Raw genomic sequence first — 12,163 nt, 5'->3', positions numbered from 1 at the left:
GGTCACGAAGTGGTGCTGTATGCCCGGGCGCAGCCTGGGCAGGTTTTTGTCGGGCGGCGTGTCATGCGCTTGGCACAGATACGGAATTTCACTGCGCCTGCCCTGATGGGTCCGACGCGCTCCCCATGTTGAGCCGCTGGCCGAGTTCCTTGCCCAGAGATCCGGTAAAGGTTGCCGTCATATGTTGCGAGTCGCGGAAGACGACCATGCCATCTTGCTCCGCATGGCACATTCCGTTCGGGCAGATGGCACCGTTCAGATCGAGCACGGAGACATTGTCAAAGCGGCTGCCGGCTTCCTGCAGCCATTGGTAGACGTCGTTGTCCGACTTGCTGAACGCCGGTGCCTGGCAAGTGCCTTGACGGAAGCGCAACCACGGCAGCCAGTTCTTTGAAGCGAGGCAGTTGGGACCGTCGAAGGGCAGGTGCGGCGTCCCTCGCAGGATGTAGATGTGGTCGACGGAGCCGCTGATGACTTTCAGCAGCCGTGCCGTGCCTTCGACCCATTGGGTTTGACTGAAGTTGCTCGTTTGAATGGACCCCAGGATGACGATGTCCGGTCGCAGCCCGGCAACCTGCCTGGATGCGTTCTTGCGCCAGGTGCTGCATTCGACATAGTCCCGCCCGATTCTTGGGTAGAACATCGGCTCATCCACCATCGGGCATGAGGACTTGGTCAGGACCAGGAGACGCCAGTCCGGCCGGTTGAATACCTCGGCCACGGCTGGAAACCATTGGGCGCCGATACTGTCGCCCATCAGCACTACCGTGTGCTTCGCATCGCTTGGCCCGAACGCACAGAAGCGAACGGCATCGCTGTGATACCAGTCGTCGCAAGGCATGGCGTAGATGACGGGTGCATCGACGTGAGCCTGTGCGTAGCGTTGCTGGGCAGGGCTGTTTGCCCAGGTCGTTGTGGCGTTGTACCAGGTGATGCACAGCACGTTGGCTACCAGCATGACCGCCATCGCCGCCAATACCGCGACGCCGGGGCGCGCGATCCACCGCGCCTGATGGCGGATGGGAGATTCCACCCAGCGGTAAGACCCCATGGCAAGCAGAAAGGACAGGGCAACCAGTCCGGCCTGCCGGGCGGGACTGGTGCCCATGAGCGCACCGCCCAACAACAGCACGGGCCAATGCCAGAGATACCACGAGTAGGAGACCCGACCCACGATTTGCAGGGGCTGCCACGACAGGGTCCGCGAAATGCCCTTGCCGGGTTCGCGCACGCCGGCGGCAACGATCATGGCTGCGCCGAGCGTAGGCAGTAGCGAGCGCCATCCGGGATAGGCCATGTTTGCGTCGAACCACACTGCTGCAACGACAATCAGGCCCAAGCCCAGCCAGCCGGCGCCGCGGGCGATGAGAGACGGATTGCTCCGTGCCTGGTTGTTACCCTGAAGGTCGTTCGTTGAGTTGAAATACAGCCATGCCATCGCCCCCGCTGCGAACTGCCATGCGCGCAACGGCATCATGTAGAAGGCCATCTGCGGTGCCGTGCGGGTCAGCACGATGCAGCACAGCAGGCTGATGGCGGCAATCGCGAGCATCGTCACTTTCAGCCGCTGCACATGATTGCCCGTGCTGCGCCACGCGCCGAAGGCCAGCAGCATCAGTGCCGGCCAGACCAGATAGAACTGTTCCTCGACACCCAGCGACCAGGTGTGCAGGAACAGGTTGCTGGCGGCGCCAGGGCTGAAATAGTCGAGTTTGGCGAAAGCGAAATGGATATTGCTGAACCATACCGACGCCGTCGCCGCCGCCACGGCCTGGCTGCCTTGTTCACCGGGAGCGAGTGCGACCAAGGCAAACAAGCAGGTGCACAACAACATGAGCAGCAGGGCAGGCAACAACCGACGGAGTCGGCGTGCATAGAAGTTCGCGAACTGCAGGCGGCCGGTTTTGGCGATTTCCTGCAGCAGCAGGCCGGTAATCAGGTAGCCGGACAGGACGAAGAACACGTCCACGCCCACGAACCCGCCGGCAAGCCACGGGACGCCGGCATGCGCGGCCACCACCAGAAGAATGGCGAGGGCCCGCAGGCCTTCGATATCGCCCCGGTAGCCGAGTCGATACTCGCGACTGTCCATGAATCCATTCCCCTGATATGCAACGAGATGCGAAGGCACCGATGATACACAACCGCTTGCAGGAGCCGCGTCCCTTCATCGAGCAGGTGATTCACGACCGCGGGCGCCTTTGATGACCATGCCCGGCAGCAACAGAAAACTTGCCTGGGACCGCTTTCGCGCTTTACCGTCACCGCTTTCACCACCCAAGGAAGTTCCCATGAAACCTCTGATTGCCGCGCTGCTGCTCGCGTTGGTGGCGGCGCCCGCGCTGGCGGGCAATGTCGTGGATACCACCTTCGTCAAGCCGGCTGGTCCGCATGCCTTCAATGTGCGCGACCTGGTGATGATGGATCGGGTCAGCGACCCGCAGTTGTCGCCGGACGGGCGTTACGCGGCGTTCGGCGTGCGCAGCACCGACTACGAGGCGAACAAGGGCGTCAGCGCGGTCTATGTGCTGGACCTCGCCAAGAACGGCCAGCCGGTGAAGGTGGTGGAGAAGGGCGGCTCGGCGCGCTGGTCGGCGGATGGGCGCAGTCTGTATTTCGTGGCTCCGGCGAAGGACGTGGCGCAGTTGTGGCGGGTGGATCTGGGTGGCAAGGATGGGCTGAACCTGGCGCTGCATGCCGCGCCGGTGCAGGTCAGTCATGGGGTGCTGGACCTGGGCGGCTACAAGCTGTCGCCGGACGGCAAGCAGGTGCTTCTTTCGTACGAGGTGTTCACCGATTGCGCCACGCTGGCGTGCACCCGGCAGCGTATCGACGTGCGCGCGAAGGACAAGGCGAGCGGCACGCTCTACGACAAGCTGTTCGTGCGGCATTGGGATACCTGGGCTGACGGCCGGCGCAACCAGCTGTTCGTGGCCCGCTTCGACGGCAAGGGCCAGCTGGCGGGCGAGCCGAAGCTGCTGAGCCGCGGCATCGATGGTGACGTTCCGAGCAAGCCGTTCGGCGACGACGGTGAATTCAGCTTCGCGCCGGATGGCGAGACCGTGTACTTCGACGCGCGCATCGCCGGTCGCAGCGAGCCGTGGTCGACCAACTTCGATGTGTACAGCGTGCCGGTAGATGGTTCGGCGGCGCCGAAGAACCTCACCGCCGACAACAAGGCGTGGGACGCCTATCCGGTGGCGTCGCCGGATGGCAAGACGCTGTACTACCTGGCGATGAAGACGCCGGGCTTCGAGGCCGACCGTTTCGCGATCATGGCGCTGGACCTGGCCAGCGGTACCCGTCACGAGGTGGACCCGCAATGGGATCGCTCGCCAGGCGGCCTCTCGATTTCCGCCGACGGCAAGACGCTATACGCCACCGCCGACGACAACGGCCAGCACCCGCTGTTCGCGATCGACGCGGCCAACGGCAAGGTCAGCCAAGTGGTCGGCGAGGGCACGGTGGGTGGCTTCTCGCTGGCTGCCGGCAAGTTGCTGCTGACCCGCGACGACCTGAAGCGTCCTGCCGACGTCTATCTTGCCGCCGTCGACGGCAGCGGCCTGAAGCAGGTCACCCGTTTCAACGCGGCCGACCTGAAGAACGCGAAGGTGGGCGATGCCGAGTTCTTCACCTTCAAGGGCTGGAACAACGAGACCGTGCAGGGCTACGTGGTGAAGCCGGTCGACTACAAGGCAGGGCAGACCTACCCCGTCGCCTTCATCATTCATGGCGGCCCGCAGGGCGCGATGAGCAACGGCTGGAGCTACCGCTGGAATCCGCAGACCTACGCCGGCCAGGGCTTCGCGGTGGTGACGGTGAACTTCCACGGCTCCACTGGCTACGGTCAGGCGTTCACCGACTCGATCTCCGGCGACTGGGGCGGCAAGCCGCTGGAAGACCTGAAGCTGGGTTGGAAGGCTGCGCTGGACAAGTACAAGTTCCTCGACGGCGACCGCGCCTGCGCGCTCGGGGCCAGCTATGGCGGCTACATGACCTACTGGATCGCCGGCGTGTGGAACCAGCCGTGGAAGTGCCTCGTCGACCACGACGGCGTGTTCGACACCCGCGCCATGTACTACGACACCGAGGAGCTGTGGTTCGAGGAGCGCGAGAATGGCGGCACCCAATACGAGCACCCGGAGAACTACGAGAAATTCAACCCGCTCAACCACGTCAAGGATTGGCGCGTGCCGATGATGGTGATCCATTCGGCGAAGGATTTCCGCATCCCCGACACCCAGGGCCTGGGTGCGTTCACCGCGCTGCAGCGCCGTGGCATCCCCAGCCAATTGCTGCATTTCCCCGACGAGAACCACTGGGTGCTGAAGCCGCACAACAGCGTGCAATGGCACGACGCGGTGAACGCGTGGCTGAAGCAGTGGACGGCGAAGGACGCTCCGAAAGCGACCTCGCACTGAGCGAGTTGGTGTTGATGAAAACGGCGGCCTCCGGGGCGCCGTTTTTGTTTCGCTCTTTGTGCAACAGGGGGAGGCGGATGGTTGCAGGAAGTTTTTCCGGGATGCTCCCAAAAAGCCATCGTCATCCCCGCGAAAGCGGGGATCCAGCGTCTTCAAATGATTGAAGGGCCAAGGCGCTGGATTCCCACTTTCGCGGGAATGACGGGCAAACGACGTTTTTCGAGCTTCTTTCGGGCGAAGGGTGGTTCCGGGCTGGCGAGGAAGATCAAAAGCACCCTACCCCGACCCCCTGCTTTGCAGGGAACCCTTCAGATGAGGGGCGGCTTTTGATCTTGCGGTCAGGAGAGTTGGCGGGCGGTGCCCGCCCTGCCAGGTAGGGAAAGCGTCAGCGCAACAGCGCGCGCAGGCGGCTGCGGGTGAAGGCACCGAGGCGCAGCTGTTCGCACAGGGCTTCGAGCTGGTCGGGTTGGCGGGGCTGGCGTTGCAGCGTTTCGACCATGCTGGCGCCGGGGGCGTCCAGCGCGATGCGGGTGAGACGCCGGTACATGCGCGCCTGTTCGGCGTGTTCGCGCAATTTGGCGGCGCAGGCAGCGGCGCCGCGCAGGCGCAGGAAGGCGACTTCGTCGACGCGGTCGAGCAGGGTGTCGAGGCTGCCGAAGTGGGTGAGCAGGGCGGCGGCGGTCTTGGCACCGATGCCTGGCACGCCGGGGATGTTGTCCACGCTGTCGCCGCACAGGGCCAGGTAGTCGGCCACCTGGTGCGGGTGCACGCCGAGTTTTTCGTGCACGCCGGTCGGGCCCCAGCGCAGGCCGCGGGCGTAATCCCACTGTTCGTCGTGCTCGCCCAGCAGCTGGCCGAAGTCCTTGTCGGCGGAGACGATCACGCTGCGCCAGCCTTGCGCGCGCAGGTTCCATACGGTGTTGCCGATCAGGTCGTCGGCCTCGAAACTGTGGTCGAGCATCAGATGCACGCCGAGCGCTTCGGTGATCGCGCGGCACTGCACGAACTGCCGCTCCAGGTCGGGCGGCGGCAGTTCGCGATTGGCCTTGTACGGCGGGTAGATCGCGTTGCGGAACGAGCTGGTCAACGAGGCGTCGAAGGCCACGGCGACGTGTTCGGGCTGCACGCGTTCCAGCAGTTCGCACAGGAAGCGTGTGTAGCCGTGCACTGCGTTGACCGGGTGCCCGTCGGCGTCGTGGAACTCGTCCGGCATCGAATGCCAGGCGCGGAACACGTACAGACTGCCGTCAACAAGATGGACGGCTGGACGTCCGTTTGCCGTCGTGCTCATGGCGTCCATGTGGCGAGCAGGTCGCCCAGCGTCGGACGCTCGCGGTCGGGCACGTCGATCTGTGGCGTGCCGAGGTGGACGAAGGCGACCACGTGCTCGTTGTCCGCCAGATCGAGGATGCCGGCCACTTCGCGGTCGTAGGCGGCCCATCCGGTCAGCCATTGCGCGCCGTAGCCCAGGGCGTACGCGCCGAGCAGGATGTTGTAGGCGACGTTGCCGGCGCACAGCTTCTGCTCGATCGCCGGCACTTTGCTGTCGGCGTGCAGGCGCGCGACCACTGCCATCACCAGCGGCGCGAAGGTGTAGCGCGTGCGCTCCTTTTCCAGCTTGGCGTCGGACATCTCCGGGTGGTTGCGGATCGCGATCGCGGCCAGCCGCTCGCCGAATGCCAGCTTCGCTTCGCCCTCGAGGCGGATCAGCCGGAACGGCACCAGCTTGCCGTGGTCGGGCACGCGGATCGCCGCTTCCAGCAACTCGTGCAGGGTGGCCTCGTCCGGTGCCGGCTCGCCGAGCTGGCGCGAGGGCACGGAGTGGCGTTGCTGGAGCAGGGACAGGGCAGCGTGCATGGACCGGTTCTTTCGATGGGGAATGCCCATGCTAGCGGGCGGGGCCGTTGCGTGCGAACCGTCAGGCCGACAGCGGCAGCTTGAACGAGCCGGGCAACAGGGCGGCCACACTGGTCTGCTGGGTGTCGCCGCGCAGGTTCGCCAGCAGCACCGGCATGGCGTCGTCGCACAGTTCGGCCATCACCTGGCGGCAGGCGCCGCAGGGGCTGACCGGCGCCTCGCTGTCGGCGATCACTGCGATGGCGGCGAAGTCGCCGGGACGGCAGCCGGCGGCGACGGCGCTGAACAGGGTGGTGCGCTCGGCGCAGTTGCACAGGCCGTAGGACGAGTTTTCCACGTTGCAGCCGCTGAAGCGGCGACCGTCGTGGGTGAGCAGGGCGGCGCCGACCAGGAACTTCGAATACGGCGCATAGGCCTGTTCGCGCGCGCTGCGCGCCAATGCCAGCAGGTCGTCCAAAGCTTCGGGAGTTGCGGGCATCGGGATCTCCGGCGTGACCCCGGTCGGCCACTGCCGGCGGGCCAGCTTACTCTTTGGCGGGCGGCCGGATCAAAGCCGGCGAGTGCCGCTAAGATGCCTGAACCACTCAGAGGGGATGGACCATGCCGATCACCGTAGCCGCTTTGCGTGAGACTGCCGCCGGGGAGCGGCGCGTGGCGATCACGCCCGAGATGGCGAAGAAGCTGCGCGGCAAGGGTCTGCGCGTGCTGCTGGAACATGATGCGGGGCGCGCGGCCGGTTTCCCCGACGACGTGTACGCCGACGCCGAGTTTGCCGATGCCCCCGGGGTTCTCGCCCAGGCCGACGTGCTGGCCTGCGTGTTGCCGCCGGACGATGCGGTATTCGCCGGGCTGCGCGAGGGCAGCGTGGTGGTCGGCCAGTTGCGCCCGTACGGCGCCGCCGCGCGCATCGCCGCACTGACGGCGCGCAAGCTCACCGCGTTCTCGCTGGAGCTGCTGCCGCGCACCACCCGCGCGCAGGCGATGGACGTATTGAGCTCGCAGGCGGCGGTGGCCGGTTATCGCATCATGCTGATCGCCGCCGAGGCCTCGCCGAAGTTCTTTCCGATGCTGACCACTGCGGCCGGCACGATCCGGCCGTCGAAGGTGCTGGTGATCGGCGCCGGCGTGGCCGGCCTGCAGGCGATCGCCACCGCGCGCCGGCTCGGCGCACAGACGGAGGGCTACGACGTGCGCCCGGAGACGCGCGAGCAGGTGGAATCGCTGGGCGCGAAGTTCCTCGACCTCGGCGTCAGCGCCGCCGGCAGCGGCGGCTATGCGCGCGAGCTGTCGGCGGAAGAGCGCGCCGCACAGCAGCAGGCATTGGCCGACCACCTGAAAACGTTCGACGTGGTGGTCTCCACTGCTGCGGTGCCGGGGCGGCCGGCGCCGAAGATCCTCAGCTCAGCGATGGTCGAAGGGATGAAGCCGGGCGCGCTGGTCGTCGACCTGGCCGCCGAGAGCGGCGGCAACTGCGAACTGACCCGGCCGGGCGAGCGGATCGAGCATGGCGGCGTGGTGATCCTGGGGCCGCTGAACCTGCCGGCCGGCGCGCCGCTGCACGCATCGGAGATGTACGCGCGCAACGTGTTCAACTTCCTCGACCTGCTGGTGCACGACGGCGCATTGAAGCCGGATTTCGACGACGAGCTGGTGGCGAAGAGCTGCCTCACCCACGCCGGCGAAGTACGCTCCGCTACGTAGGGCGGGCAGTGCCCGCCGCTCCTGTCGTCACATGCCGGCGGGCAATGCCCGCCCTTATATCTACGGGCTTGGAAAAAAACGCCCCGCGCGAGGCGGGGCGTTTTTTTCGCTCAGGGTCGGCCGGGCGGCGGTGGCGGCGGTGGCGGCCGGTCGCGACGGTGGCGCTCGTCCCAGTGCAGGCGCTCGGCTGGCGGCAGTGCGTGCCATTCGCGGATCAGCTTCTCGCGTTGCTCCGGCGGCAGCTGCTGGAAGCGCCGAAAGGTTTCGTGCAGCTGTTCGCGCTGCCGCGGCGACAACTCGTGGAACTTGCGCATGTTCTCGCGCGCCTGCTCGCGTTCGGCCGGCGTCATCTGCTGCCAGCGTGCGATGTGCTCGCGGACTTCCTGGCGCCTGTCGGGCGGCAGGGTGACCCACCGCTCGGCACGGCGCAGCATATGCGCCTGCTTGCGCGGCGGCATGCTGTCCCAGCTGTCGCGCAGCGGCGCCAGCACGTCGCGCTGGGCCGGGTCGAGGCTGTTCCATGGACGTGGCGGCGGGGGTGGCATGTCGCCTTGTGGTGGCGGGGCGGGCGGCGCCTGTGCGTGCAGTGGCGTCGCGGCGGTGCCGCTCAGCAAGATGGCCAGCAGCAGGGTCAGGACGATGTGCGGGAACCTGGTCATGGCTCAGCGCGCCGCCGTCGGGCTGTCGTTGGCGGCCAGCCAGTCGTAGAAGTCGAGGTTCTGGTAGAGGTTCGGATCGGTCTTGTCGGCGTCCGGTGGCAACTCGTTGTCCAGCTCGACGCCCGTCTCGGCGGCGTTGACCATCGTGTTCGCCGGAGCGGCGTGGCGCTGTGGCAAGGGTTGCCACACCATCATTGTGGCCAGGGCGATCACGGCGAAGGCACCGGCCGGGATCAGCCAGCGTGCGGTGCGATGTGCCGGTGCGTGTGCCGTCGCCAGCGCCTGCCGCCGGGCCGCGCGCAGGCGCCCGGCGGTGGCCGGGTCGATGCGCTGGGCGGCTTCGCGCCAGAGTTCGCGGGCGCGCTGTTCGAAATGTTCGTCGGGCGAAGTCATCGCCAGTCCTCCAGTTGGTCGCGCAGATGGTGCATCGCGCGTGACAGATGGGTTTTCACGCTGCCCTCGGAGCAGCCCATGGCGCGGGCGGTTTCGGCCACGTCCAGGCCTTCCAGCATGCGCAGCATGAATGCCTCGCGCTGGCGCTGCGGCAACTGCCGGACCGCGGCGGCCATGTCGGCATACGCCTGCACGTCATGCAGGCGGCCCAGCGGATCCTGGCCCGGGTCGGCGGGCTCCCATGCCGGCAGCTCGTCGCCCTGGTCGTCGCGGCCGCCGCCGAGCCAGCCGACCACGATCGAGCGCACCTTGCGCCGACGCTGCAGGTCGACCACGCGCCGGCGCAGGATGCCCCAGAACAGCGGCGCCCACTCCGTGGCCGGCTTGTCGCGGTAATGCCTGACCAGCCGCAGCATCGCGTCCTGCACAGCATCCATGGCGTCCTCGCGCTGGCGCAGTTGCAGCTCGGCGACGCGGAACGCACGCCGCTCGACCTGTGCCAGGAATGCGTCCAGCGTGGCGGGCGTTTCGCGGACGTGGACCAGGAGTTCCGCGCCGAGTGCACTGGCCATGCTGCTCATGGGGGCGTCGTCCGCGTCGTCGGATGGGGCATGCTCGGGCTCCAGCGGTGGATCTTTTGCGTTCAACGCGGCAGGCTCGCGCGGGTTGACCGGCGCCCGTATGATGCGAACTCGACGTCCTGGCGGGCGACTCTCACGGGGGATGGGCTCATGATCGACGGTTTCCTGGCGCTGTACATCTTCATGCTGGCCGCGTTTACCGGCTACGAAATCATCGCGCGGGTGCCGGTGATCCTGCATACGCCGCTGATGTCCGGCTCCAACTTCGTGCACGGCATCGTGCTGGTTGGGGCGATGATCGCATTAGGCCATGCGCAGACGCCATTCGAGATGACGATCGGCTTCATCGGCGTGCTGCTGGGCGCCGGCAATGCCGCCGGCGGCTACGTGGTGACCGAGCGCATGCTGGAAATGTTCAAGTCCAGCAAGCCGGACGCTGGCAAGGGAGCCAAGTGATGGCCTGGCTGCCCACCTTGATCAAGGCTTGTTATTTCGTCGCCGCGCTGCTGTTCATCCTCGGCCTGAAACGCATGAGTTCGCCGCGCACCGCGCGCGGCGGCATCGTCTGGGCGGGTTTCGGCATGCTGCTGGCGGTGCTGGCCACGTTCTTCCTGCCGGACATGCACAACCGCGGGCTGATCATCGCCGCGGTGCTGATCGGCGTGGCCGCGGCCTGGTGGAGCGGCCGCCGCGTGGCGATGACCGCGATGCCGCAGATGGTGGCGCTGTACAACGGCATGGGCGGCGGCGCGGCGGCGGCGATCGGCGCGGTCGAGCTGATCGGCTACGCGCGCGGGCTGGGCCTGCTGCACGCGGTGCCGGATACCTCGCCGCTGCGGCCGGAAGCCTGGGCGGTGAACGGCCTGCCGCCGGCGCTGTCGCCGACCGAACTGGCGCTGGGCGTGCTGGGCGCGCTGATCGGCGCGGTGAGCTTCTCCGGTTCGCTGGTCGCCTTCGCCAAGCTGCAGGGCTGGATGGACAAGCGTTTCGTGTTCCCCGGCCAGCGTACGGTGAACCTGTTGCTGCTGGCCGCAGCAGTGGTCGCGGGCGTGCTGCTCGCCACCAGCCATGCCAGTGCGGCGCTGATCGTGGCGTTCTTCGCGCTGGCGCTGCTGTTCGGCCTGATGATGACCTTGCCGATCGGCGGCGCCGACATGCCGGTGGTGATCTCGCTGTACAACGCGTTCACCGGCCTGGCGGTGTCGTTCGAGGGCTTCGTGCTGGGCAACGAGGCGATGATCATCGCCGGCATGGTGGTCGGCGCGGCTGGCACCTTGCTGACCCAGCTGATGGCCAAGGCGATGAACCGCTCGATCGGCAACGTGCTGTTCGGCAGCTTCGGTGCCGCCGGCGGCGAGGCGCAGGCGATCGAAGGTGCGCAGAAGCCGGTCGACGCCAGCGACGCGGCGGTGATGATGGCCTACGCCGAGCGCGTGGTGATCGTGCCCGGCTATGGCCTGGCGGTGGCGCAGGCGCAGCACAAGGTGTGGGAATTCGCCCAGCTGCTGATCAAGCGCGGGGTAAAGGTGAAGTTCGCGATCCACCCGGTGGCCGGCCGCATGCCCGGCCACATGAACGTGCTGCTGGCCGAGGCCGGCGTGCCGTACGACCTGATCGCCGACATGGACGACATCAATCCCGAATTCCCCGCCACCGACGTGGCGCTGGTGATCGGCGCCAACGACGTGGTCAATCCGCTGGCCAAGACCGACCCGGCCTCGCCGATCTACGGCATGCCGATCCTCGACGTCAGCGCGGCGAAGCACGTGATCGTGATCAAGCGCGGCAAGGGCACCGGCTTTGCCGGCATCGAGAACGCGCTGTTCTACGCCGACAACACGCGCATGCTGTACGGCGACGGCCAGGCGGCGGTGGGTGAGCTGGTGGCGTCGCTGAAGGAAATCGACGCCTGAAGCAGGCGCGGCGCACCTGAGCTTCCCGCGGAATGGCTGTGTAGGGCGGGCACGGCCCGCCGGTTTTTGCATGAATGCGGCAAGAGCGGCGGGCCGTGCCCGCCCTACGCGGTCGAACCGGCCGTGTCTTACCTTGCCGTCAACGCCGGCGCGGCTTGCGCCAGGCCAGCCACGCGGCCAGCAGCATGCCGAGCACGGCGCAGCCCAAGTCCGCCGGCGACAGCGCCATCCGCGCCAGCTGCCATAGCATGCCGAAGCCGGCGGTATGCATGGCGTCGATCAGGCCCATGCCCATGTTGCCGGCGATCAGCACGCCGGCGATCAGCATGTTGACGTAGAGCGCCGCCAGCAGCGTGCCGCACGCCGCCAGCAACGCCGCGCCGATCCCCGCCGGGCGCACGCAGGCGCGGACGATCCAGGCCAGCAGCGCGCCGACGGGCAGCGCCAGCCAAGGCAGCGGCTGGCGCAGGTACAGCGTCGCCACCATCCACACGGCCCCGGCGGCCAGCCCCAGCATGGCGGCGCTGAACAGCGCGAACACGGACAGCGATACGGTACGCACGCTGCTCATCGGCGGAAGCGGTGCGTCGAGGTGGCCTGGAACATGCGTGGGTCCGTCGGGCAAAGCGGCCATCATA

Annotated in this window: 12 protein-coding genes; 4 read left to right on the top strand and 8 right to left on the bottom strand. The window is 67.2% G+C overall.

What is annotated here, in order from left to right:
• Positions 1 to 88: 88 nt before the first annotated feature.
• Positions 89 to 2,092 carry an acyltransferase family protein gene (locus DEO45_RS13220; RefSeq protein ID WP_114344485.1) on the bottom strand — a complete coding sequence of 668 codons (2,004 nt, stop codon included), beginning with the start codon at positions 2,090 to 2,092 and terminating at the stop codon, positions 89 to 91.
• Positions 2,093 to 2,291: 199 nt separating this feature from the next.
• On the opposite strand from DEO45_RS13220, the gene DEO45_RS13215 reads away from it, so the two are divergent.
• A complete protein-coding gene (locus tag DEO45_RS13215) occupies positions 2,292 to 4,421 on the top strand; it encodes an alpha/beta hydrolase family protein (RefSeq protein WP_114344483.1) in 2,130 nt (709 codons plus the stop codon).
• A gap of 385 nt (positions 4,422 to 4,806) precedes the next feature.
• Here DEO45_RS13215 and DEO45_RS13210 read toward each other — a convergent pair whose 3' ends face one another.
• The 3 genes from DEO45_RS13210 to cdd all read right to left on the bottom strand — a co-directional run bounded on the left by DEO45_RS13210 (position 4,807) and on the right by cdd (position 6,756).
• Positions 4,807 to 5,712, bottom strand: a complete 906-nt coding sequence (locus tag DEO45_RS13210; protein ID WP_114344481.1) for a 5'-3' exonuclease — start codon at positions 5,710 to 5,712, stop codon at positions 4,807 to 4,809.
• Positions 5,709 to 6,278 (bottom strand): nitroreductase family protein, encoded by a 570-nt coding sequence (locus tag DEO45_RS13205; protein WP_114344479.1) that lies wholly within the window; start codon positions 6,276 to 6,278, stop codon positions 5,709 to 5,711. Before DEO45_RS13205 ends, DEO45_RS13210 begins: the two co-directional genes overlap by 4 nt.
• Positions 6,279 to 6,339: 61 nt before the next feature.
• Positions 6,340 to 6,756 carry a cytidine deaminase gene (gene cdd / locus DEO45_RS13200; protein ID WP_114344477.1) on the bottom strand — a complete coding sequence of 139 codons (417 nt, stop codon included), beginning with the start codon at positions 6,754 to 6,756 and terminating at the stop codon, positions 6,340 to 6,342.
• A 122-nt stretch (positions 6,757 to 6,878) separates the two neighbouring features.
• On the opposite strand from cdd, the gene DEO45_RS13195 reads away from it, so the two are divergent.
• A complete protein-coding gene (locus DEO45_RS13195) occupies positions 6,879 to 7,979 on the top strand; it encodes an NAD(P) transhydrogenase subunit alpha (protein WP_114344475.1) in 1,101 nt (366 codons plus the stop codon).
• 110 nt (positions 7,980 to 8,089) lie between these two features.
• On the opposite strand, the gene DEO45_RS13190 is transcribed toward DEO45_RS13195, so the two are convergent.
• The 3 genes from DEO45_RS13190 to DEO45_RS13180 are packed head-to-tail and all read right to left on the bottom strand — an operon-like array spanning position 8,090 to position 9,612.
• Positions 8,090 to 8,638 carry a DUF3106 domain-containing protein gene (locus DEO45_RS13190; RefSeq protein ID WP_114344473.1) on the bottom strand — a complete coding sequence of 183 codons (549 nt, stop codon included), beginning with the start codon at positions 8,636 to 8,638 and terminating at the stop codon, positions 8,090 to 8,092.
• A gap of 3 nt (positions 8,639 to 8,641) precedes the next feature.
• Positions 8,642 to 9,031 (bottom strand): DUF3619 family protein, encoded by a 390-nt coding sequence (locus tag DEO45_RS13185; protein ID WP_114344471.1) that lies wholly within the window; start codon positions 9,029 to 9,031, stop codon positions 8,642 to 8,644.
• A complete protein-coding gene (locus DEO45_RS13180; RefSeq protein WP_114344469.1) occupies positions 9,028 to 9,612 on the bottom strand; it encodes an RNA polymerase sigma factor in 585 nt (194 codons plus the stop codon). The genes DEO45_RS13185 and DEO45_RS13180 overlap by 4 nt, the downstream gene beginning before the upstream one ends.
• 150 nt (positions 9,613 to 9,762) lie before the next feature.
• Between DEO45_RS13180 and DEO45_RS13175 the strand changes: the two genes are divergently transcribed.
• Positions 9,763 to 10,068 carry an NAD(P) transhydrogenase subunit alpha gene (locus tag DEO45_RS13175; protein WP_114344467.1) on the top strand — a complete coding sequence of 102 codons (306 nt, stop codon included), beginning with the start codon at positions 9,763 to 9,765 and terminating at the stop codon, positions 10,066 to 10,068.
• Complete coding sequence (locus tag DEO45_RS13170; RefSeq protein ID WP_114344465.1) at positions 10,068 to 11,525, top strand: NAD(P)(+) transhydrogenase (Re/Si-specific) subunit beta; 1,458 nt, start codon at positions 10,068 to 10,070, stop codon at positions 11,523 to 11,525. The genes DEO45_RS13175 and DEO45_RS13170 overlap by 1 nt, the downstream gene beginning before the upstream one ends.
• Before the next feature lie 139 nt (positions 11,526 to 11,664).
• On the opposite strand, the gene DEO45_RS13165 is transcribed toward DEO45_RS13170, so the two are convergent.
• Positions 11,665 to 12,096: a hypothetical protein gene (locus DEO45_RS13165; RefSeq protein ID WP_114344463.1), complete on the bottom strand. Its 432-nt coding sequence runs from the start codon at positions 12,094 to 12,096 to the stop codon at positions 11,665 to 11,667.
• Positions 12,097 to 12,163 lie beyond the last annotated feature (67 nt).

The sequence above is a fragment of the Rhodanobacter denitrificans genome (assembly GCF_003335105.1).
Classification (GTDB): domain Bacteria; phylum Pseudomonadota; class Gammaproteobacteria; order Xanthomonadales; family Rhodanobacteraceae; genus Rhodanobacter; species Rhodanobacter denitrificans_A.
Note: the sequence above shows the minus strand (reverse complement) of the source record. Positions and strands in the feature narration are given on the sequence as shown.